General features: G+C 61.2%; 21 protein-coding genes. 13 read left to right on the top strand and 8 right to left on the bottom strand.

The window, feature by feature from the left end; translation table 11 throughout:
- Window positions 1-90 precede the first annotated feature (90 nt).
- Complete coding sequence (locus M0808_RS23945) at window positions 91-420, top strand: hypothetical protein (protein ID WP_007961262.1); 330 nt, start codon at window positions 91-93, stop codon at window positions 418-420.
- A gap of 57 nt (window positions 421-477) precedes the next feature.
- Here M0808_RS23945 and M0808_RS23940 read toward each other — a convergent pair whose 3' ends face one another.
- The gene (locus tag M0808_RS23940; RefSeq protein WP_247842641.1) at window positions 478-891 is read right to left on the bottom strand and encodes a VOC family protein; all 414 of its coding nucleotides are present in this window, start codon (window positions 889-891) and stop codon (window positions 478-480) included.
- A gap of 202 nt (window positions 892-1,093) precedes the next feature.
- Between M0808_RS23940 and M0808_RS23935 the strand changes: the two genes are divergently transcribed.
- The gene (locus tag M0808_RS23935) at window positions 1,094-2,905 is read left to right on the top strand and encodes an ABC transporter ATP-binding protein (RefSeq protein WP_247842640.1); all 1,812 of its coding nucleotides are present in this window, start codon (window positions 1,094-1,096) and stop codon (window positions 2,903-2,905) included.
- Here M0808_RS23935 and M0808_RS23930 read toward each other — a convergent pair.
- The 3 genes from M0808_RS23930 to M0808_RS23920 all read right to left on the bottom strand — a co-directional run bounded on the left by M0808_RS23930 (window position 2,902) and on the right by M0808_RS23920 (window position 6,206).
- Window positions 2,902-3,846, bottom strand: coding sequence for an alpha/beta fold hydrolase (locus tag M0808_RS23930; RefSeq protein ID WP_098964607.1), 945 nt, complete (start codon window positions 3,844-3,846; stop codon window positions 2,902-2,904). The two genes, M0808_RS23935 and M0808_RS23930, sit on opposite strands and share 4 nt — an antisense overlap.
- A 109-nt stretch (window positions 3,847-3,955) precedes the next feature.
- The gene (locus M0808_RS23925) at window positions 3,956-4,954 is read right to left on the bottom strand and encodes an NAD(P)H-quinone oxidoreductase (protein ID WP_247842639.1); all 999 of its coding nucleotides are present in this window, start codon (window positions 4,952-4,954) and stop codon (window positions 3,956-3,958) included.
- Between the two features lie 61 nt (window positions 4,955-5,015).
- Complete coding sequence (locus M0808_RS23920) at window positions 5,016-6,206, bottom strand: YbfB/YjiJ family MFS transporter (RefSeq protein ID WP_247842638.1); 1,191 nt, start codon at window positions 6,204-6,206, stop codon at window positions 5,016-5,018.
- Between the two features lie 111 nt (window positions 6,207-6,317).
- Here M0808_RS23920 and M0808_RS23915 point away from each other — a divergent pair, with 111 nt between their 5' ends.
- Window positions 6,318-7,193, top strand: a complete 876-nt coding sequence (locus M0808_RS23915) for a LysR family transcriptional regulator (protein WP_247842637.1) — start codon at window positions 6,318-6,320, stop codon at window positions 7,191-7,193.
- A gap of 171 nt (window positions 7,194-7,364) precedes the next feature.
- Window positions 7,365-7,853: a hypothetical protein gene (locus M0808_RS23910; RefSeq protein ID WP_247842636.1), complete on the top strand. Its 489-nt coding sequence runs from the start codon at window positions 7,365-7,367 to the stop codon at window positions 7,851-7,853.
- A 52-nt stretch (window positions 7,854-7,905) separates the two neighbouring features.
- Here the strand turns inward: M0808_RS23910 and M0808_RS23905 are convergent, their stop codons facing one another.
- A complete protein-coding gene (locus tag M0808_RS23905) occupies window positions 7,906-8,628 on the bottom strand; it encodes a pirin family protein (RefSeq protein WP_095136690.1) in 723 nt (240 codons plus the stop codon).
- A gap of 220 nt (window positions 8,629-8,848) precedes the next feature.
- Here M0808_RS23905 and M0808_RS23900 point away from each other — a divergent pair, with 220 nt between their 5' ends.
- A complete protein-coding gene (locus tag M0808_RS23900) occupies window positions 8,849-9,799 on the top strand; it encodes a GlxA family transcriptional regulator (protein WP_247842635.1) in 951 nt (316 codons plus the stop codon).
- Window positions 9,800-9,889: 90 nt separating this feature from the next.
- Window positions 9,890-11,359, top strand: a complete 1,470-nt coding sequence (locus M0808_RS23895; RefSeq protein WP_247842634.1) for a winged helix-turn-helix domain-containing protein — start codon at window positions 9,890-9,892, stop codon at window positions 11,357-11,359.
- Here the strand turns inward: M0808_RS23895 and M0808_RS23890 are convergent.
- On the bottom strand, window positions 11,324-14,131 hold the full coding sequence (locus tag M0808_RS23890) for a winged helix-turn-helix domain-containing protein (RefSeq protein ID WP_247842633.1): 2,808 nt from the start codon (window positions 14,129-14,131) through the stop codon (window positions 11,324-11,326). The genes M0808_RS23895 and M0808_RS23890 overlap by 36 nt on opposite strands.
- 354 nt (window positions 14,132-14,485) lie before the next feature.
- Between M0808_RS23890 and M0808_RS23885 the strand changes: the two genes are divergently transcribed.
- Window positions 14,486-15,055 carry a flavodoxin family protein gene (locus M0808_RS23885; RefSeq protein WP_027611586.1) on the top strand — a complete coding sequence of 190 codons (570 nt, stop codon included), beginning with the start codon at window positions 14,486-14,488 and terminating at the stop codon, window positions 15,053-15,055.
- A 34-nt stretch (window positions 15,056-15,089) separates the two neighbouring features.
- Here the strand turns inward: M0808_RS23885 and M0808_RS23880 are convergent, their stop codons facing one another.
- A complete protein-coding gene (locus M0808_RS23880; RefSeq protein ID WP_210558979.1) occupies window positions 15,090-15,545 on the bottom strand; it encodes an AraC family transcriptional regulator in 456 nt (151 codons plus the stop codon).
- Between the two features lie 118 nt (window positions 15,546-15,663).
- Between M0808_RS23880 and M0808_RS28525 the strand changes: the two genes are divergently transcribed.
- The 6 genes from M0808_RS28525 to ycaC all read left to right on the top strand — a co-directional run bounded on the left by M0808_RS28525 (window position 15,664) and on the right by ycaC (window position 20,587).
- On the top strand, window positions 15,664-15,795 hold the full coding sequence (locus M0808_RS28525; RefSeq protein ID WP_263399141.1) for a hypothetical protein: 132 nt from the start codon (window positions 15,664-15,666) through the stop codon (window positions 15,793-15,795).
- A gap of 57 nt (window positions 15,796-15,852) precedes the next feature.
- The gene (locus M0808_RS23875; protein WP_027611588.1) at window positions 15,853-16,776 is read left to right on the top strand and encodes a LysR family transcriptional regulator; all 924 of its coding nucleotides are present in this window, start codon (window positions 15,853-15,855) and stop codon (window positions 16,774-16,776) included.
- A gap of 214 nt (window positions 16,777-16,990) precedes the next feature.
- Window positions 16,991-17,407: a DoxX family protein gene (locus tag M0808_RS23870; RefSeq protein ID WP_098964597.1), complete on the top strand. Its 417-nt coding sequence runs from the start codon at window positions 16,991-16,993 to the stop codon at window positions 17,405-17,407.
- Window positions 17,400-18,026, top strand: coding sequence for an antibiotic biosynthesis monooxygenase (locus M0808_RS23865; RefSeq protein ID WP_095136682.1), 627 nt, complete (start codon window positions 17,400-17,402; stop codon window positions 18,024-18,026). The genes M0808_RS23870 and M0808_RS23865 overlap by 8 nt, the downstream gene beginning before the upstream one ends.
- 30 nt (window positions 18,027-18,056) lie before the next feature.
- Window positions 18,057-19,895, top strand: coding sequence for an amidohydrolase (locus tag M0808_RS23860; RefSeq protein WP_247842632.1), 1,839 nt, complete (start codon window positions 18,057-18,059; stop codon window positions 19,893-19,895).
- Window positions 19,896-19,963: 68 nt separating this feature from the next.
- Complete coding sequence (gene ycaC / locus M0808_RS23855) at window positions 19,964-20,587, top strand: isochorismate family cysteine hydrolase YcaC (RefSeq protein WP_007961287.1); 624 nt, start codon at window positions 19,964-19,966, stop codon at window positions 20,585-20,587.
- 302 nt (window positions 20,588-20,889) lie between these two features.
- On the opposite strand, the gene M0808_RS23850 is transcribed toward ycaC, so the two are convergent.
- Window positions 20,890-22,317, bottom strand: a complete 1,428-nt coding sequence (locus M0808_RS23850) for a mechanosensitive ion channel family protein (protein ID WP_247842631.1) — start codon at window positions 22,315-22,317, stop codon at window positions 20,890-20,892.
- Window positions 22,318-22,450: the final 133 nt, after the last annotated feature.

Raw genomic sequence — 22,450 nt, 5'->3', positions numbered from 1 at the left:
GATCAATCTCGCGAATGCGGCAATTTGCTGGCCCCCAGGCTTGGGCTTCCCCGGCAAAATCGCCTTTTTTCAAAAGGTTAGGTTGGCTATATGCGGACGATTGTCATAACCGTTGCAACGCTTTCCCTGGCTGCTTTCGCTTCGGCCATTGAAGCGAGGGAGTTGAGCAAGAGTCACCGGTTTGCCTGTACGTGGGGCTCGGACATCGCCGCCGGCGCACAACAGTCGAAGCTCTCGGGGATCTCGTTGTACGGCGCGCGCAAGCAGTTGCAGGTGCGCAAGTTCCAGCAACCGTGGATGCGCATGACGGCGATGGGGATTACCGAGCAGACCTACAACAGCACGTCGAAGCTCAAACCTGCAGCGGTCAAGCAGACCTATTACGAACAATGCGTGCGGCATGAGCTGGCCCAGCGATAAATCAAAAAGCCCAACCTGAAGAGGTTGGGCTTTTTCATGCCTGACGAAACGTCGGCGTTACTTGTCAGTCTCGCAATTGATCATCCACGACACCCCAAAGCGATCGACCAGCATGCCGAACCGGGCGGCCCAGAACGTGGTTTGCAGCGGCATGTCGACGCGAGCGTCCTTGGCCAGCGCGTTAAACACTCGCTCGGCTTCGGCAATGCTGTCGACGTTGAGGGAAATCGAGCAGCCGCTCATTCCCCCGGTCGGGCGATCAGGTGTGGTGTCCGAGGCCATGATCATCTGGTCGCCAACCTTCAGGCAGGTATGGTTGACGAGGTTGTGGTGCTCCTTCGGTACGTGTTCGGCGGCGGGTGTTTCGCCGTAGGTCATCATCGCTTCGAGTTTGCCCTGCAAGGCTTGTTCATAAAAGGTGAAGGCCTCGCGGCAGTTGCCGTTGAAGATCAGGTAGGGATTGATTCGCATGATGGCATTCCTGGCAGTAGGCGCGGAGAGAGGCGATTTTCGCCAGGTTCCGCGAAAGGCGGTTAAACCATAGCAAAGCATTGGACGCCGCAACGGCCAGAGTTTTTCCAGATGTTTTTCTTCTGAAAACACCGCGCTTCAGCACGGATAAAACCTGCGGAGTACCATGACACCCTGTACGACCTATCGAGCTTGTTCTGCCATGCCTTTGATTTCCCGCTTCAACGCCTTGATCGATCAGGCCCGGCGCGCCCTGTTGCTGGTCTGGGCGACTTCACGCGGTTTATTTCTGGGGTTGGTGCTGGCGACCCTGATTGCCGGCGTTCTGCCGGCGCTGGCCGCATGGCTGGGTCAGCGCATTGTCGATGCGGTGGTGACGGCGATGCAGTTGCACGCGCAGCAGGGCGATGCACCGCTGTGGCCGGTGTTGCGTTATGTGCTGATGGAGGCGGGCGTGCTGGCGTTGTTGTCCGGTACACAACGGGCGCTCTCGGTGCAGCAGTCGTTGTTGCGGGTGCAGTTGGGGCAGAAGGTCAACACGCTGATTCTGGAAAAGGCGCAGACCCTGTCGCTGGTGCAGTTCGAGAACTCCGAGTTCTACGACAAGCTGGTGCGCGTGCGCCGCGAAGCCTCGACCCGGCCGCTGGCGTTGGTGATGAAGTCGCTGGGGCTGATCCAGAACCTGATCATGCTGATCAGCTTCGGTGTGCTGCTGGTGCATTTTTCGCCGTGGGCACTGCTGTTGCTGGTGATCGGCGCGTTGCCGGTGTTCTTTGCCGAGGCGCATTTTTCCGGCGACGCTTTCCGCTTGTTCACCCGCCGGGCCCCGGAGAGTCGGCAGCAAAATTACATCGAAACCTTGCTGTCCCATGAGGCCTACATCAAAGAGGTCAAGCTGTTCGGCTTTGCGCCGTTGCTGCTGCAGCGTTATCGGGACACTTTTGCCAAGCTCTACGCCGAGGATCGGCGCCTGACATTGCGTCGTGATGGCTGGGGTTTCGGTCTCGGCTTGCTCGGTACAGGGGCGTTCTATCTGGCTTATGCCTGGGTGGTGATCGATGCGGTGCACGGCAATATCAGTCTCGGTCAGATGACCATGTACCTGGTGTTGTTCAAGCAGGGGCAGAGTGCGGTCAGCAGCAGCCTGAGTGCGATCAGCGGTTTGTATGAGGACGGTCTGTACCTGTCGAGCCTGTATGAGTATCTGGCCGAACCGGTGTTGGCTGATTGCGGTCATCTCACCGTCGGCGCGCATCCGGGTGATGGCCTGCGTTTTGAGAACGTCGGTTTCCGCTATCCGGGGGCCAGCCGTGCCGCACTGGAAGGCATCGACCTGCACCTGGTGCCGGGCAAGAGTGTGGCGCTGGTGGGGGAGAACGGCTCAGGCAAAACCACGCTGATCAAATTGCTGACGCGCCTGTATCGGCCCGATCAGGGGCGGATTCTGCTTGATGGCAGCGATTTGCAGGATTGGGAAGAGAACACTTTGCGGCGGCGTATCGGCGTGATTTTTCAGGACTACATTCGCTACCAGTTCACCGTGGGCGAAAACATCGGCGTGGGGGATACCTCGGCGTTCAACGATGAATCGCGCTGGCAGGCCGCAGCGGCCGAAGGCATGGCCGCGCCGTTCATTGAAGGCCTCGACCGTGGCTATGCCACGCAGTTGGGCCGCTGGTTTGCTGGCGGTCAGGAGTTATCGGGCGGGCAATGGCAGAAGATTGCCTTGTCCCGGGCGTACATGCGCCGCGATGCCGACATCTTGATTCTCGACGAACCGACCTCGGCGCTGGATCCGGCAGCGGAAGCGGCAGTGTTCGAGCATTTCAGCCAACACACCGAAGGGCGCATGACCTTGTTGATTTCCCATCGCTTTTCCAGTGTGCGCAATGCCGATCAGATCATGGTGCTGGAGGGCGGACGGATACTGGAGAAGGGCGATCACAACAGCCTGATCGCTGCAAACGGGCACTACGCCAAGCTGTTCGATCTGCAGGCTCGCGGCTATCGCTAGGAATCCTGCGCGCTGCGCACCAATGCTGGGCCGGCCACGCGCGGCGCGGGTTTGGACTGCATCAGCGCATCGATCGCCTTGCGATAATTCTGCCCGCCCAGCGCCATGCTGTTGTTGTGGGTGGCACCCGGCACCAACAGCAGTCGTTTCGGTTGTCGGGCGGCGTTGAACAGCTGCTCGCTGAAGCGCGGCGGCACGAACGCGTCGGCCATGCCGTGTACCACCAGCAGCGGCATGTGAATTTCGGCGATCTTGTCGATGGAGTCGAATTTCTGCGACAGCAGCCAGCGTACCGGCAGCGAAGTATTGGCCACCGCCGCCGCCACATCGGCGAGAGAGGTGAAAGTCGACTCGATCACCAGGCCTTTGACCGGCAGCGGGGTATGGTCCCGAGCCGCGTCCTGGCCGAGTTCGGCGGCCAGATCAATCGCCACGGCACCGCCCAGGGAGTGGCCGTAGATCAGGCGCTTGCTCGGGTCGGGCTGCAGCAGTTTGAAGCGCTCCCACGCCACACGGGCATCTTCGTACACGCTGCTTTCCGAAGGCAGATCGCCCTTGCTCTGGCCGAAACCACGGTAGTCGATCGCCAGTACCGAGTAGCCGGCCGCGCGCAATTGCTCGATGCGGAACAGCTGTCCGGTGAGGTTCCAGCGCACGCCATGCAGATAGAGAATCGCCGGAGCGTTCGGTCGTTCTGCGGGCCACCACCAGGCATGAATATTCTGCCCGGCCTTGAAGCTCTTGGGCTGCAAGTCGAGTTCCTGCACGCTGCCCGGCAAGCCGTGATACCAGCCGGCCGTGCCCGGTTCGATGCGAAACAGCAGTTTGCGCTCGGTGTGTTCGAGCACCGCACAACTCGTCGGCACGCCAATGATCAGCGCAGCCATGCAGGCGAACGCCAGACGGCGACGACGCAAACGAGTCATGAAGGAAAGGAACATTAAACGGTTCACCACAGCGCAGACAAAGAAGGCTTTTTACCAGAAGGCTCGGTCTGCGCGTGACTTTTTCGACCACCGTGTGCTTGCAACGATTACAAAATGCTGCGGCTCAGTCCACCCGCAGCACAATTTTGCCAATGTGATCGCCACCTTCCATGCGCGCATGCGCCTGGGCCGCATCGTTCAGCGAATAAACCTTGTCGATGATCGGCAAGCAGTGTCCGGCGGCCAGCGCCGGCCACACGTGTTCGCGCAGTTGCTCGGCAATTTCGGCTTTTTCCTCTGCGGTGCGCGCTCGCAGCAACGAGCCAGTGATCACCGCACGCTTGGCCATGATCGCCAACAGGTCGATGTCGTTGGCCTTGCCGCCCCCGAGAAAGCCCAGCATCACCAGCCGGCCATCCATCGCCAGCGCGCTGACATTTCCGTTGAGGTACGAGGCGCCCATGATGTCGAGAATCGCGTTCACCCCTTGGCCTGCAGTTTTTTCGGCGATGACCGTGGCGAAATCCTGCTCGCGATAATTGATCGGCTGCCCACCCAGTTTGCTGATTGCCGCGCATTTATCGGCACTGCCGGCGGTGGCGAAGGCTTCGATGCCGAACTCGCGGCACAGCATCAGCGCGGTGGTGCCGATGCCGCTGGTGCCGCCGTGAATCAGCACGCGCTGACCGCGCTGAGCGTCGCCGAGGCCGAACAGGTTGGCCCACACGGTAAAGAAGGTTTCCGGGATAGCGGCGGCCTGCACCCAATCCAGTCCATCGGGGATCGGCAGGGTTTGTCCGGCCGGGACGTTGCAGTATTCGGCGTAACCGCCACCGTTGGTCAGCGCGCAGACCTTGTCCCCCACGGCAAACTGACTGACACCGGCACCCAGCGCCACCACTTCGCCGGCCACTTCCAGACCGGGGATCGGGTTCATGCCCGGCTTCATCGGGTATTTGCCGGCGCGTTGCAGGGCGTCGGGGCGGTTGATCCCGGCGGCATGCACGCGGATCAGCACTTCGCCGGCTGCAGCGACCGGCAACGGCACGCGTTTGGCTTGCAGAACATCGGGGCCACCGGGTTGAGTGATTTCGATCCGGGTCATTTCGTTGGGCAAAGTCATGTCGATTCCTGTTGCTTGAGGTTCTGAAGATGGGAGCGCAGCCCGCGGGCAATGATTCCCTTCAATTTTCACAGACGCGTGGTTCAGTCACTGAGGGTAGCCATTTCAGGGCGTGCTCTAACAGGATCGCCACGGCAATCGCCCCTGCGGCGATCACGAAGAGCATTGCGTGCTGACCGCCCGTGGCATTGAACAGTGCCGAATAGGCAAATCCGGCCAGCGCCTGAAATGTGGCAAACGATACGGTGGCGCGGCTCCAGGCGATTTGCTGGCGATGGTGATCCGGCACCAGTTCATGCACGCGGGCCAAGGCCAGCGGGACGATGCCCGGCGGGAATGAACCGATGATCACTGCCAGCACGGCTAACGCGATGAAAGAGTGGGAAACCGCCAGCAGTCCCAGCGCAATCGCCTGCACCACCAATACCAGCCGGATGCCCATCCGCGCGCCAAGCCGGTCCGCGAGAAAGCCGTAACTTACCGGGCCGACAATTGCGCCCAGGCCATACATCACCCAAACCAGTGCACCAATCTGCGCCCCGGCACCGAGCCCGCGAGCCACGTAATCCACCAGAAACACCATGGCCGGCACCAGACCTGCGGCCATGAATGCGTATTGGCCGAACAGCAAATAGACGGCGGAGGGCGTTGGCTCAACCGTCGCGCCTGCGTGAATGGCGGTCGGGTGCGGTAGATCAGCAGGCCAGCCAAACCAGCTGATCGCGGTCAGCAACAACGACAATCCGCCCAGTCCCAACCAGGTGGCGTGCAGGCCCATATTCAACAAGGGCGGGACGATGGTCCCGGAGGCGGCGATGCCCAGGCCGATACCGAGAAAAATCGCACCGCTGGCCAGCCCTTTGCGGGATGCCGGCACGTGGGGCAGAACAGTCGCCGCCACCAGCACCATAATTGCGCCGCCAGTAATTCCCGACAGCAACCGCCAGCCAAAGAACCAGCTCACCGACAACGGAAATGCACAGGCAAAAAACGCTGCGGTGACCAGCAGCATCATCAGTCGCAAGGCGTTTTTATTGCCCAGTTGCCGCGCTATCGGCCGGCCGAGCAGGGCGCCGATCAGATAGCCGACCAGATTGGCTGCGCCGAGGTAGACCACGTCGTTGGCAGAAAACCACTGCGCCTGAATCAGCGAGGGAATAAGCGGTGTGTAGGCAAAACGCGCCAGACCAATGCCGACCAGGCTGGCGCAGAGTCCCGAGAAAATCGGTAACGCTGAGGTGGATGTACGCATGACAGCATTCCTGAGGAAGGTCTATGGCGCTCAGGATATCGGCTATCTTTGCTGCGGTAATGCAGCGATTTGGCTTTATAGTGATGCAAATTCGCATCGGTTAGGGGCAGCATGAACTGGGATGATGCGCGGGTATTTCTCGCAGTATGCAGAGAGTCGACCTTACGCGGCGCAGCGCGGGTTCTGGGGGTGGATCAGGCGACCGTCGGGCGACGGATCACGGCGTTGGAAAAGTCCCTGAGCGCGACCTTGTTCCTGCGCACCTCCGACGGCTACGCACTGACCGCGGTCGGCGAGGCCGCGCTCAAAAGCGTGGAAAAAATGGAGCATTCGGCGCTGGAACTTGAGCGGCAGATTCAGGGCCTGGATGATCGTTTGACCGGCACCGTACGCGTCAGCACCACCGACTCGCTGGCCATCGACTTCCTGATCCCGGCCATTAGCCGCCTGCACGCGCAGCACCCGGACGTGCGTGTGCAACTGGACGCCTCCACGCAGATCCTCAGCCTGGCCAAGCGCGAGGCCGACATCGCTGTGCGCAATACCCGGCCTGACAATCCCGATCTGATCGCGCGGCGGATTGCGCGCTGGCCCGTGGGATTGTTCGCATCACAGGCGTATATCGACGCCCATGGCATCCCGCCTCAGGGTACCGCGTTCGAAGGCCATGATCTGGTGGTCTACCAGCCGTATTTGCAGGCGCACAAAGACATGACGCTGGTTTGCGAACCGCTGCATCGCGGGCGGATTGTCGCCAGCCTGAGCTCCAGTCTGCTGGTACGCCGCTCGATTGCGGCTGGCCTGGGCGTAGGAGAAATTCCGCTGTACATGGGCGAGCGCGATGGCCTGATCAGGCTTTGGCCGGAGCGCAATCGCCCGCAACCGTATGAGGTCTGGCTGGTGACCCACGCGGACTTGCGCCACACCGCACGGGTCAGGGCGGTGATTGAGCAGATTGTCGAGGCGTTTGCACTGGAGAATGAGTGACGGCTCAAAGCGCTTTGGAGAAGCTACATCGTCTGACGAAACGCCCTACATCCACAGCAGAATCTGCCGGCTTGTGGGCTTGGAGCGCCAGTCCTAAGGTTGATGCAACTCGCAGCGCCAGGAAATCGGTGCGCCAGAGAAGGTATCGCTAACCCAGGGAAGGGGATCGGATTGAAAGCCAGGGAATTCGAGCAATATCAAAGCTTCGACACATTGAGCAAAGGTCGTAACACACAAGCCATGAACGCTATCAGCCGTGAAGAATTCAACGCCAGGATCGAGACCATCGAGGCAAGGATGGATGCTCGGGTAGAGCGAGTGCATGCAGATATCCGAGAGTTCCTTTGCTCCCAGGCAGAGCGAGACAAGGCGAATGAGCGCATTCAGGTCGAACGGGATAAACGCTACGACTCGATGATTCAAGGCATTGCCATCGAGTCCAGAGAGGCGCTCAAAAAGGCGGGTACCGTCAATGCCAACGTCTGGATGGCAACGGCTGTGCATCTGTTTGGTGTGGTCAGCATTGTCGTGGGTGGCTATTTCGCCAGTCAGGCCAACCTGTATGCAGCGATACAAACAACCTTGGCGGCGGTTCAGGCGGGCAAAGAAGTCGGCGCAGCCAAGCCTGCCGAGCAGCCATCACCGGTGTTGCCAAAATAAAAAAAACGGCCTTCAATCGAAGGCCGTTTTTGTTGGCTTTGGAAACCCTGCCTCATGGCATTTGCGGCAGCTCTTGCGGACGCAGGTCGAACACCAGGACTTCGGCATCCACGCCATTGCTCAGGGTCAATGCCTGTTCCTCGCGAACCCGCACGCCATCACCTTCCTGCAGCAACTGGCCATTGAGTTCAACACTGCCGCGAGCGACATGCACGTAGGCGTAACGGTTGGCCGACAGTTTCAGGGTGGCGCTTTCCTTGCCGTCGAACAACCCGGCGTAAACCCGAGCATCCTGGCGCACTGTCAGCGAACCATCGCTGCCGTCCGGCGAGATGATCAGTTGCAGGCGACCACGTTTTTTTTGCGCACTGAAGTGCTCCTGTTGATAGCGCGGTTTGGCGCCGCTGATCTCCGGCACAATCCAGATCTGCAAAAAGTGCACGGGCTTGGTGGCCGAATGGTTGAACTCGCTGTGCGCCACGCCGCTGCCGGCGCTCATCAGTTGTACGTCGCCAGGGCGGATCACCGAGCCGGTGCCCAACGTGTCTTTATGTTCCAGCGCACCTTCGAGCACGTAGGAAAAGATCTCCATGTCGCGATGCGGGTGCTGGCCGAAACCTTTTCCGGCGGCAACGCGGTCATCGTTGATCACCAGCAGGTCGGAAAAACCCTGTTCACGCGGGTCGCGGTAGCTGGCGAAGGAAAAGGTGTGGAACGACTTCAACCAGCCATGATTGGCGAGGCCACGATCTGAGGCTTTGCGAAGAGTCAGCATGATGAAATCTCCTTGGGGGACGTGAATTCGTCCGAGTGAGGAGAAGGTTACTGTTTACTCTTCGGGGTAATAAGTAGATGGAAATTGAAATACTGTCCCTTTCTGGTTGACAGTTGTGTGCGCTTGATCACGTATTTTTTTCCGACGATTGTGTCGCAGTTGGCCATAATGCTCAGCCAGTCTTGTCCGTCCATTTTTCATTATCAGTGATGTGTACCCCATGAAAACCGTGGCCATGGTGTTGTTCCCCGACTTTCTGCTGCTCGACATGGCCGGGCCGCTGGAAGTGTTTTCGGTGGCCAATCGCTATTTGAAACCGGAGTCGCACTATCAGCTGACGACCCTTGGCACCGAGCGCGGGCCGTTGCGTGCGTCCAACGGTGTGCTGGTACACACCGACCGGCATATCGAACAAGCCCTTGAGCGCTACGATTTGCTGCTGGTGCCAGGAGGGCCGGGGGCTTACAACGAAAAACACCCGGCGTTGCTGGCCTGGCTGAAAGCGGCGGTGCCCTGTGCCGAGCGATATGGTTCGATCTGCACCGGTGCCTTCGTGCTCGGCCATGCCGGGTTGCTCGACGGCTATCGGGTGACCACTCATTGGAACTACACCGAACGCCTGATCAAGGCATTTCCAAAGGCGAGCGTCGCCACCGACCAGATTTTCATTGAGGATCGCAATCTGATCACCTCTGGCGGGGTCACGGCCGGCATCGACCTGGCGCTGGCGCTGGTGGCGCAGGATCACGGCAAGAAGTTGGCCCAGGACGTCGCCAAAGTGCTGCTGGTGGTGATGAAACGTCAAGGCGGACAGGCGCAGTTCAGCCCCTTGATGGCGGCAGTGGCGCCTCAGGAAACACCGATCACCCGAGTACAGAATTACGTCCTGGACCATCTCGACGAAGTGTTCAGTGTCGAGCGCATGGCAGGATTGGCCAACATGAGTGCACGGCACTTCGCGCGGACGTTTGTCCGCGACATCAATATGACGCCGATGGAGTTCCTGCAAAGTGCGCGTATCGACTGCGCACGAAATCTTTTGGAAACCACTGACCTGCCTTTCAAAACCGTGGCCTACAAGAGTGGTTTTGGCAGTGTTCGGCACATGCGTCTGTTGTTCGCGGAAAAACTTGGTCTTACCCCTGTGCAATACCGCGAACAGTTCAGCTAGAGCGGTTCTGTCCGTTGTGCGCACCCGGATGTCCGTGCTGCGCCCTGTGTGAAGGTTGTGCCGTCATCGCAGGCTGCCAAGATAGTTGGCATGAACAGCCTCAACGATTTGCACTCGGCGTCAGTCCTGTATTTCGGCCCTTACGCCTTTCATTTGCGCCAACGGCTGATCCTCGACGGGGATCGGCAACTGCGCATGGGCGGGCGTGCGCTGGACATTCTGCAGGTGCTGGTCGAGCGTGCAGGCCGAGTGGTCAGAAAGGAAGAGTTGATTGCACGGGTCTGGCCCACTTCGGTGGTCGAAGAGATCAATCTTCGCGTCCACATTGCCGCCCTGCGCCGGGCGCTCGGTGACGGTGAGAACGGCCAGCGCTACATCGTCAATGTGCCGCAATGTGGCTACAGCTTCGTTGCTCCGGTGCACGGCGACAATTTCGAGCACGTGGCCCTGGAACACCTGCAAGCGCCACAACACAACTTGCCTGTGCGGCTGACGCCGGTGACCGGTCGCGATTCAGTGGTGGGCTCGATGGTGCGGCAATTGCCACTGTGCCGATTGATGACCGTGACGGGGCCTGCGGGTGTCGGCAAAACCACGGTGGCGTTGCGTGCTGCAGAGTTGCTGTTACAGCATTTTCGCGACGGGGTCTGGCTGGTGGACCTGGCGGTAGTCAACGACGCCACGCCACTGCTCGATTATCTGTTGCACACCCTCGAAACCGATCTCGTCACGCTGGCAGCGCGTCACAGCTTGCTGGTGCTGGATAACTGCGAGCATCTGCGTGAAGCCTGCAAGGCTCTGGTTGAACGTTTACTGGAGGCCGCGCCACGGTTGTCGATTCTTGCGACCAGTCGCGAAGCATTGCAGGCCAGTCTGGAGACCGTGCAAACCCTGCCGCCACTGGCCATTCCCAAGTCCTCAGCGTTGGGCAGTGTCGAAGAGACCATGAGCTATTCGGCCGTGCAATTGTTTGTCAGTCGTGCCCGAGCCCGGCAGCAGGGTTTTACCCTGCGTGAACAGGATCTCAATGCTGTGCGCGACATCTGTCGGCGGCTCGATGGGCTGCCACTGGCGATTGAACTGGCGGCGGCGCACATTGATGCGCTGGCGTTGGTCGGCTTGCAGTCTCAACTCGACAATTGTTTACAGCTGCTCAGCCATGGTCGGCGTACTGCCGTGCCACGCCATCAAACCCTGAAAGCCGCGCTGGACTGGAGCTATCAGCACCTGAGTGAGCAGGAACAGCGGGTGCTGCAACGCCTGTCGGTCTTCAAAACGGCGTTTGCCATTGATGCGGCGATGGGTGTCATCAGTTGCGCGCAATTACCCCCGTCGACGTTGGCCCTGATGATTGATCGGTTGGCGCAGAAGTCTTTGCTGGCGGTGGAGCGGGGCAGTGCCGGGTTGCGCTATCGCATGCTCAACACCACCCGTCGTTACGCCCGCGAACAACTGGAACGCAGCGGTGAATCCAACGAGTACGAGCGTCGGCATGCGCGCTTCGTCAGCCGCAGTCGTTGGGTGTCAGGCTCGCAGTTGGCGGCCCAACTCGTCGAGTAACCAGCGCACCTTGCGCAGGTCCGGGGTGGCGTAGCCCTCGGTGAAGCGTTGATAGATCGGGTTCAATAACTCCAGTGCTTCGCGGTAGCGGTTCTGCCGTTGCCACAACTGCGCCAGCGAAGTAGCACTGCGCAGTTCCCAGGCCAGGGCGCCCTGGGTTTGCGCGATCGACAGTGCCTGGAGCAAGACCTTTTCGGCTTGCCGGGTGCTGCTGTCGGGGCAAGCCGAATCTTCAATCAACATCTGATCGGCCCGAGCCCGCAGAATCTCCGCCGTGCTCCAGCCTGCTGCTCCGCTGTGTGCCCGCTCAAGCAACGCGTCATCAACAAAACTGCTGTCCAGGGTGACCATGATCTCCCTGATCAGGCCGCTGTCTTCGGTCGCTATCGGCACGGCGGCATCGGCGTCGAGAACCTGCGCGTACTGGCATGCCCAGCGATAGAACAGCAATACGGAATGCTTCTGCGCCTGCTCCAGCAACAGCTGCAGCAAAGCACGGGCGTTTTGCGGGTCACCGTTGTAATGAGCAATCAGGCAACTGGCCAGCGCCAGGGTGTAGCAGATCGAGGTGCCGTGGTTGATTTGCACGGCGATGTCCAGTGCCTGCCTGGCCGTGCGCCAGGCCTGTTCAGGGAAACCTTGCAGCCACAACACCCGGGCCAGCACCGTCAGCGAGGCGACGCTCTGGTCGTACTGCACGCCGAAGCCATGGGTGAAGCGGTTGGGGTTGCCGTTTTGCGCCATGCGCTGAATTACTTGCTCGGCATGCAGGCGTGCCTGCTGCTGGTCGCCGGCGTAATGCAGCGCCAGCACCCGCAGGCGATGTGTGCTCAGCGACAGCTGCGGGTCGCCGTGCAGGCCGAGTCGATCGAACTGTTCGCTCTGTTCCAGCGCCGACCGATAGTTGCCACAGCTGAGGTTGACCGCCATGTGCCCGGACACTGCACGCAGTTGGCCAGCCACGTCGTCGTACGCTTGCGCCAGCGCATGGGCATCGACGAATGCGGCGATGGTTTCCGGGGTACCACCCCAGGTGTGGTAGCAGGCGCTGCCGAGCGCCAGTTTCAGCGCGATCTTCACCCGAGGGCAAGGTTCGGCAGCGTTTTCCAGCAGGGCCAGCGCCTGACGCACGTAACCGCCGTATTCCTTGAGCAGCGACAACTCTTGCCACAGGGGCGCCGAGGTCGCGGCCAGATAAATCCCCACATCATTGGGGCCTGCACCGTTCAGACTCCAGTCGAGCGCCGCGCGCAGGTCTTCCAGACCGCGTGCGTAGCGTTCGATCCACAGGGCGGTTGAGGTCGTTTCCCAATCGGTCTGCGCCTGATACATAAGCGCCAGACAACGTTCAGCGTGGCGTTCGCGGGTTTCGGCGAGTTCGGCGCCTTGCTCGAGTTTTTCCAGGGCATAGCGGCGCGTGGTGTCGAGCAACCGATAGAACACTTCTTCGTCACCGACTTCGACGTTGAGCAACGATTTGGCGACCAGTTGGGTGATCGAACCGAACACCTCGCCGGGCTGGAGGTGCTGTCCACCGATCACCGCAGCGGCGGACTCCAGCGTGAAGCCGCCCCGAAACACGCCGAGCCGGCGCAGGCAGGTCTGTTCGCAATCGGTCAGCAGGTTGAAGCTCCAGTCCAGCGTGGCACGCAGCGTCTGGTGGCGCTCCACGCTGCTCTGATTGCCGGCAGCCGATACCGGCAGACGCCCTTGCAGCTGGCTGAGCAAACCCTGCAGGCCGAGTTCTCCAACCTGCGCCGCCGCCAGCTCCAGCGCCAGCGGAATGCCGTCCAGGCGTCGACAGATTTCAAGCGCATCGGGCAACTCGGCGTCGCTCAATTCAAAGCCCTCGTGCGCGGCCAGGGCGCGTTCGGCAAACAGTTGCAGTGCCGAAAAACTCAACGCCTGCGCACGATCAAGCACGGCAATCGGCGGCGGGTAATCAAGGGACTCGAGACGTTGCACATACTCGCCTTCGGCACGCAGGCTCTCGCGGCTGGTGGCCAGAATGTGGATCTGCGGCGCACCGCGCAAAATGCTCTCGCTGAGCAGTGCCATGGCGTCGATCAGGTGTTCGCAATTGTCGATCACCAGCAGCATCTGGCGCTCGCGCAGCGCATTGACGAGGTGGGTCAGCGGGTCGTTGTCATGCGGCACCACATCCAGCAGGGCCGCCAGGTGCGAGCAGATCATTCGTGCGTCGTTGATCGGCGACAGATCCAGCAGCCGGATACCGTCCCGATAGTGGCCGATCATCTGCTCGGCAACGCGCAGGGCCACGGTGGTTTTGCCGATGCCGCCGGGGCCGACCAGCGTGATGCAGCGCTGGCGTGGCAACTGCCTGATCAGGCTGTCGACCAGCGGCTGGCGGCCGATCATTCGCGTGCGGCGCAGTGGCAGGTTATGCCGGGTGCCGGTCTCTGCGCAGGTGTGCTGTTCGATCGATTGCAGCCTGATCGGTGCGACAAAGCTGTAGCCGCGCTGCGCCACCGTGACGATGTATCGCTGCCCGCCCTGACCATCGCCCAGGGCTTTGCGCAACGCCGCCATGTGCACCCGCAGATTGATGTCTTCGACGACGCTGTCCGGCCACACGCCGGCAATCAGTTGCTGCTTGCTCACGACATCGCCGGCATGCGCCAGCAGGATCAGCAGAATATCCATGGCACGTCGGCCCAGGCGTAACGGCTGCTCGCCCTCAAGCAGCAGCCGTTTGCCCGGCTGAATCCGATAGGGGCCGAAACCGAGGGCCTGATTCGGGGGAAGACTCAACAGCTCACTCCTGCGAAATTTTTATAATCCTGCCCACGGCGTGTGAAGCCTCCGTGAAGGGCAGCGCGGATCAGCGTCAGCGGCACGCAGCCTTCTAATCCGCAGTTTTGCGGACATATTCCGCAGGTTCTGGCGTCAGTGCAACGTGCAGATTGCCGGCAATGCTCGAAAGTGATGCAGCGATCGGCATTTTTGCCCGCTGCAATGTTCAGACCAGCGCTTTGTCTCGCGGACAATTAACAACGATTAACTCGTCTGTGTTCGCTTCAACCCCAAAAATCCGCTGAATCAAGCCTGGCCTCAGGCCAGGACCTGATGGCTGCAATGGAGTGCACCCGAGCGGAGGACGGCGCAATGAGCAACGTGGTGGTGGTCTATCACAGCGGCTATGGCCACACTCGCGTCATGGCAGAAGCCGTGGCGCAGGGCGTCGAACGGCACTTGGGCAGTACCTGTCGGTTGGTGGCGGTAGAAGAAGTCGAGTTCTATTGGGATGAGTTGCACCGCGCCGACGCGATCATTTTCGGTGCGCCGACTTACATGGGCAGCGCGTCGGCGGGCTTCAAGCATTTCATGGAGGCCAGCGCGGCGTTCTATCTGGCAAAACCATGGCGCAACAAGGTTGCCGCCGGGTTCACCAATTCCGGAAGCCTGTGCGGCGACAAGCTCAATACATTGCTGCAAATGGCGGTGTTCGCCGCGCAACATTCGATGATCTGGGTGGGTCTCGACCTGCTCCCGGCGCGCTCGGTGGCGGGCTGCTTCGATGGTCAGTTGAATCGTCTGGGCAGCGCGCTCGGGGCCATGTCCCAATCCAATGTCGAACAGCCCCCCGAGCAGGCGCCGCCGCTCGAAGACCGGCGCACGGCGGCACATCTGGGCGAGCGGGTGGCGCAAGTGGCGCAGCGCTTGAGGCAGCAATGACGCGAAGGGAAATGAGCTTGGCGCGCGACAGCGTCTAGACCGCCAGGCGTATGCCGACAGGCGCGGCCGCTGATTGCGGTCTTTCGGGCTTCATGCCCGGCACCTCACGACACCGCCAGGCGAAAGGGCTGATCCCTTCGCTGCGGGTGAAGATATGGCAGAAATGTGCCTGATCACAGAAGCCACATTCCAGGCTGATCTGCGTCAGGCTCAAGTGGGTGAGCCGGATCAACTGCTTGGCGCGAGCGATGCGCTGGGTGCGGATCCAGTCCTGTGGCGAGAGTCCGGTACTGCATTTGAACGCCCGGGAAAAATGACTGCGTGACAACGAACAGGCCTCTGCCAGCTCGGTGACTTCCAGGCTTTCACCCAGGCGATCGAGGATCAACTGCTTGGCCCGCCGTTCGCGTTGCGGACTGAGGCCGCCGATGCGCGGTGTGCAAGATTCGCTGGAGGGGGCGAGGGCGACTGTTTGTTGTAAGTGAGCCATGGCCAATGTCCGTGTCGGGGGGCAACGCACGCTCGGCACGTTTCCCTCTGGTCAAAAAAACAATGTTTCGCAGAGGGTTTCATTGTTGGACGGGGCCGGAAGACTGACGAGTTAAACGTTGTTAATTGCGCCGCAAAACGTTGAACTCAGCACATCGCTGCAAGTCGTCGCCATCGACAAACACTTTCAATGGGTGCCGGTGAAATACGGCCCATACAAACGTGCGGCCAGCGTACCGTTGATCAAGTAAAGTACGGCGCTATCGCACCCGACTGAACACGACTTCTCAAACAAGGAACTCGAGCCCATGAACCGTAACGATCTGCGTCGCGTCGACATGAACCTGTTGGTGATTTTCGAAGCGCTGATGTTCGAAAAGAACCTGACCCGCGTCGCTGAAAAACTGTTCATGGGCCAACCGGCGGTCAGTGCGGCGCTGGGTCGTTTGCGCGACCTGTTCGATGATCCGTTGCTGCTGCGCAACGGTCGCAGCATGGAGCCGACCGCCCGCGCGCTGGCGATTCTGCAGGAGCTGCAACCGGCGATGGACGTGATCTCCGGCGCGGTCAGCCGGGCCAAGGAGTTCGACCCGGCCAGCAGTTGCGACGTGTTCCGCATCGGCCTGTCGGACGACGCCGAATTCGGTCTGTTTCCGCCGCTGCTGCGACAGCTTCAGCAGGAAGCACCGGGGATTGTCGTGGTGGTGCGCCGTGCCAATTATCTGTTGATGCCGGCGCTGCTGGCGTCCGGGGAAATCTCGGTCGGCGTCAGTTACACCACCGATCTGCCGGCCAACGCCAAGCGCAAGAAACTGCGCGACATTCCCTGCAAAGTGCTACGCGGCGATGATCGCCCGGGGCCGCTGACGCTGGACGAATACTGCGAGCGCCCGCACGCAATGGTGTCGTTCTCCGGTGACCTGAGCGGCAACATCGATCTGGACCTGGCCAAGGTTGGCCGGCGTCGGCGCGTGGTGCTCGGTGTGCCACAGTTCAGCGGTTTGCGCGCGTTGCTTGCCGGCACTGAAATGATTGCCACCGTGCCGGACTATGCCGCGTGTGCGCTGGTCGAAGGTTGCGCCTTGCGCGCTGAAGATCCACCGTTCCCGATCGACGCCGCACAGCTGTCGATGGCCTGGAGCGGGGTGCACGACAACGACCCGGCGGAGCGCTGGCTGCGCTCGCGGATCAGCCAGTTCATGGCGGCGCCGCTGGATATTCCGCATTCCTGACGCGCCGAATTTCCCTGTGGGAGCGGGCTTGCTCGCGAAAGCGGTGTGTCATTCAACAATGATGCTGGCTGACCGGACGCCACTGTCGGATCGCCGCCCGCACCAGGCTCGCTCGCACAGGAATCCGACTCGCCTGAAAGAGAGCACATCCATTCAATTTTCCCTCGCCCGCACCGAGCATGATTCAACCCGATAAGGATTAAAGGGTAGGGTCATGAGCGCATCACAACACGATGAACAGGCACAGGATGTCGGTCTGCTGTTTCTGCGGGTCAGCGGCGGGCTGTTCCTGCTGTGGGTCCACGGTTTGCCCAAGCTGCTGGACTTCAACGCGCAATTGCAGCAGATCGAAGACCCGTTCCACCTCGGCGCGCACCTCACACTCTGCCTGGCGATTTTCGCTGAAGTCCTCTGTCCGCTACTGATCGTCGCCGGGGTGCTGGCGCGATTGGCCTGCTTGCCTATTCTTTTTGTTCTGCTGGTGGCGCTGCTGGTCGTGCATCCGCAATGGAGTGTGGCCGAGGGGCAATTCGGCTGGTTGCTGTTGATCCTGTTCGCCACTGTGTTTATCGCCGGGCCGGGACGCCTGGCGCTCAATGTTCGTCTGCCCGGAGTGCTGCGTTATGCCTGAAGCCCTGAGTCCAAAAGCACCGGGGGTCGGTGAAACGGTGACCCTGATCGTCAAGCACCGGGTCAAGGCCGGTTTTGAACAGCCTTACGAGGCGTGGTTGCGCAACATCGTCCGGGTCGCCGGGCAGCGCGACGGTCACCTCGGGGTCGACGTGGTGCGCGGCAAACTGGCCGGTCTCGACACCTACACCTGCGTCCTGCGCTTTTCCTCCACCGAGGCCATGCAGCTGTGGCTGGAATCGCCGCAGCGTCAGGCGCTGGTGGATGAGGCGGCGCCGATGCTCGCCGATGGCGACCAGACTGAAGTCGCACCGGTCAACGAATTCTGGTTCGCGCCGCTGGCCGATGCCGCGAAGCCGCCGCCGCGCTGGAAGCAAGCGGTGATCACCCTGCTGGTGATTCTGCCGCACACGCTGCTGGTGCCGCTGATCTGGGGGCCGCTGCTCAAGCTGCATCCGCTGCTTTCCAACTACGTGGTCGCCACGTTCCTGATCACCCTGACCATCGTCCTGTCGGTGGTGTACGTGTTCATGCCCCGCGTGACCCGGTTGTTCGCGCCGTGGCTGGAAGCCGGTCAGGCCCATGCTCACGTCGAACCGGCGAAACAGCCGTCACGCTGACACCCATTCATCTACTCGAAAGGAACTGCGATGAACGCCGATCTGATTCTGTTCAATGGCCAATTTCATACCGTAGACCGCAGCAAGCCGCTGGCCAGTGCCGTGGCGATCAAGGACGGCCGCTTTGTCGTCGTTGGCAACGACACCCAGGCCATGGCCCTGCGTGGTTCGGCCACGCAAGTGATCGACATGCACGGGCGCTGCGTGATCCCCGGTCTCAACGACTCGCACCTGCACCTGATCCGTGGCGGCCTCAACTACAACCTCGAACTGCGTTGGGAAGGCGTACCGTCGCTGGCCGATGCGTTGCGCATGCTCAAGGAGCAGGCCGACCGTACGCCGACTCCGCAGTGGGTGCGTGTGGTCGGTGGCTGGAACGAATTCCAGTTCGCCGAAAAACGCATGCCGACTCTTGAAGAGCTCAATCAGGCCGCGCCAGACACCCCGGTGTTCGTCCTGCACCTGTACGACCGCGCGCTGCTCAACCGCGCCGCACTGCGCGTCGCCGGTTACACCCGCGACACACCGAACCCGCCGGGTGGCGAGATCGTCCGCGATGCCAACGGCAACCCGACCGGGATGCTGGTGGCAAAACCCAACGCGATGATTCTGTACTCGACGCTGGCCAAGGGGCCGAAGCTGCCGCTGGAATATCAGGTCAACTCGACCCGGCAGTTCATGCGCGAACTCAATCGCCTCGGCCTGACCAGCGCGATCGATGCCGGCGGTGGTTTCCAGAACTATCCCGACGACTATCAGGTGATCGAGCAACTGGCCAAGGATGATCAGTTGACCGTGCGCATCGCCTACAACCTGTTCACCCAGAAGCCCAAAGAAGAGCTGACCGATTTCCAGAACTGGACCGGCAGCGTCCAGTTGCACCAGGGCGACGATTACCTGCGGCACAACGGCGCCGGCGAGATGCTGGTGTTCTCCGCCGCCGACTTCGAAGACTTCCTCGAACCGCGTCCGGACCTGCCGCAGACCATGGAACAGGAGCTGGAACCGGTGGTGCGCCATCTGGTCGAGCAGCGCTGGCCGTTCCGCTTGCACGCCACGTACAACGAATCGATCAGCCGCATGCTCGACGTGTTCGAGAAGGTCAATCGCGACATTCCGTTCAATGGCTTGCCGTGGTTCTTCGACCACGCCGAAACCATCACACCGCAGAACATCGAGCGGGTGCGGGCGCTGGGCGGCGGCATCGCGATTCAGGATCGCATGGCGTTCCAGGGTGAATACTTCGTCGACCGTTACGGCGCGAAAGCCGCCGAAGCCACGCCGCCGATCAAACGCATGCTTGCCGAAGGCATACCGGTCGGCGCCGGCACCGATGCCACCCGGGTATCCAGCTACAACCCATGGACATCTCTGTACTGGATGGTCAGCGGTCGCACCGTCGGCGGTTTGGCCCTGTACGAAGAAGGTCTGCCACGCACTACCGCACTGGAACTGTTCACCCACGGCAGCGCCTGGTTCTCGTCGGAACAGGGCAAGAAGGGCCAGATCAAGGTCGGGCAACTGGCGGATCTGGCGGCGCTGAGCGCGGACTTCTTCCATGTCGAGGAAGAAGCGATCAAGTGGATCGAGTCGGTATTGACCGTGGTCGGCGGCAAGATCGTCTACGCCGCCGGCGATTTCGAAGACCTCGGCCCGCGCTCGATCCCCGTGCTGCCGGACTGGTCGCCGGTGGTCAAGGTGCCGGGCCACTGGCGCCCGAACTTGCCTTTGCAGGCGCAAGTGCACCAGTGCGTCGGTGCTTGCGCAGTGCACGCGCACAGCCATGAAAAAGCCCGACTGTCGAACGCACCGGTCAGCGACTTCGCCGGTTTCTGGGGCGCGTTCGGCTGTTCCTGTTTCGCTTTCTGATCACTACAAAAAAGCGCCGGCCAACCGGTCGGCGCCTCACGCAACAACCATCCACCGAGGAGTTTCCCATGAGCGTTCCCTACAAGCGTCTGAACAAAGATGATGCGGTCGTGCTGCTGGTCGACCACCAGACCGGTCTGATCTCGCTGGTACAGGATTTCACCCCCAACGAGTTCAAGAACAACGTGCTGGCACTGGGCGACATCGCCAAGTTCTTCAAGCTGCCGACCATCCTCACCACCAGCTTCGACGCCGGCCCGAACGGCCCGATCGTGCCTGAGCTGCGCGAGCAATTCCCCGATGCACCGTTCATTCAGCGCCCTGGCCAGATCAATGCCTGGGACAACGAAGACTTCGTCAAAGCGATCAAGGCCACCGGCCGCAAGCAACTGATCATCGCCGGTGTGGTGACGGACGTCTGCGTAGCATTCCCGACCCTGTCGGCCATTGCTGAAGGTTTCGAAGTGTTCGTGGTCACCGATTCTTCCGGCACCTTCAACACCACCGTGCAACAAGCCGCGTGGGCGCGCATGTCGGCCGCCGGTGCACACCTGCTGAACTGGTTCTCGGTAGCGTGCGAGCTGCAAGGTGACTGGCGCAACGACATGGAAGGCCTGGCGCATCTGCTGTCCGAACGCCTGCCGAACTATCGCAACCTGATCAACAGCTACACCAAGTTCACGGCCAAGTGATGCCTGAAGCCCCTCACCCTAGCCCTCTCCCAGAGGGAGAGGGGACTGACCGAGGGGTTTGTTCGCGATACGCCGACCTGCAATACCGAGCCGATCTCCGAAATTGAAGTACCCGGAGATCGGCTCCCTTTCCCCCTCGTTTGGGGGAGAGGGGACTGACTGAGGGGTTTGTTCGCGATACGCCGACCTGCAATACCGAGCCGATCTCCGAAATTGAAGTACACGGAGATCGGCTCCCTTTCCCCCTCGCCCCCTTGGGGGAGAGGGTTGGGGTGAGGGGGGCTCTTGATCTTGCTCTCGCATCAGCGCTTTTGCAGCCAACCCAAAAAACCACCCTTGCGCACCGCCACCGGTTTGGCCATCAACGCCAGCCGGCTGTTCTGCTGTCGCACGGCCTGCAATTTGTTCAGCGCCTGGCCGACTTCGCTGCGCTGCTCCATGCATTGGCGGGTCAGCGCTTTGTCGAGGCGATAGATGATGCTCGACGTCAGCGCGGTGAATGTGGCTTGCGACGGGGTATCGGCGAGGATGCTCTGTTCGCCCATGACCTCGCTCGGCCCCATGCGTCCGGCCTCGGTCTGGCCGTTGCCGTCGGGCACGGTCGCACTGACCACGCCAGTGGCGATGACAAACAGACTGTCGGGCACTTCATCCAGCCCCAGCACCACCTGACCGGCCGCGTATTGCTGCGCGACCATCGATTCGGCGAGGTGATCACGTTCCTCATGGCTCAGCGAGCGGAAAACTTTCACTTCATCGAGCAACGCCCGGGCGCGGGTCGAGGGCTCGATCACGCCATCGGGATGCCGGGAAATACCTGCGGCTTCGAGATGTCGATGGGCGAGGTCGAACAGTTGATTGCGCACTTCGCCTTTCTTGCTCAGTTCACTGATGAAACCGCTGGCAACATACTCCGACATCTCCTCGCCGGCCTCTTTCAACATGGCTTTGGGCGGCGGATTGAGCAGCAGACTGCTGCTGCCCTGCAGCGTACGGTCGAGGGCGTCGAGCACCCGCCGCGGGCGAATGTGATTCGGCACCTTGATGCTGATCGACACCCCGTGCAGGTTGGTCGGGCGACTCAGATTGACGATCTTCGCCTTGGCCGCCACCGAGTTCGGCACCACCGCCAGGGTGCCGCTGCTGGTCAACAGATGCGTGGCGCGCCAGTCGATGTCGATGACCTTGCCCTCGACACCGTCGATCACCACGAAATCGTCGACCTGATACGGCTTGGTGGTGTTGAGCACGATCCCCGAGAACACGTCGCTCAAGGTGCTTTGCAACGCCAGACCAACGACGATCGCCACTACCCCGGAGGTCGCCAGCAGGCCCTTGACCGGCAGCTCCAGCACATAGCCGGCGGCCGCGACGATCGCCGCCAGAAACACCAGCGCGCCGATCACGTCTTGCAACAGCCGACCGCTGTGGCCGATGCGCCGCATCAGTGCCAGACCGATCACCTCGGTGAGCACCCGCGCGGCGTACAGCCACCAGACAATCCCCAACGCCGTTGCGCCCAGTTGCATCACCCGGTCATCGGCGAACAGCGGCGCCTGCAACGGGCTGATCTCGGCGTTGATGATCAGTGCGCTGAACGCCAGAAACAGCGCCAGGCGAATGCCGACTCTCGGTGCCCGATGCTGAAACGGCGCGAGGTGCCAGAGCAGCGCGTCGAGCAGCAGCAGGGAGGCGCTCCAGGACAGTGGGTGAGTGAGGAGGATGGACATGGCGATCTCCGGAACTGCATGAACGTTGGTGTAGAAGAGGCTTTTGTGGTGAGGGGATTCATCCCCGATGGACTGCGCAGCAGTCCCCTGCCTTTCTGGTTAGCGGCGGGGTCGCTTCGCACATCGGGGATGA

The organism is Pseudomonas sp. MWU12-3103b (assembly GCF_023100615.1).
Classification (GTDB): Bacteria; Pseudomonadota; Gammaproteobacteria; order Pseudomonadales; family Pseudomonadaceae; genus Aquipseudomonas; species Aquipseudomonas putida_A.
Note: the sequence above shows the minus strand (reverse complement) of the source record. Positions and strands in the feature narration are given on the sequence as shown.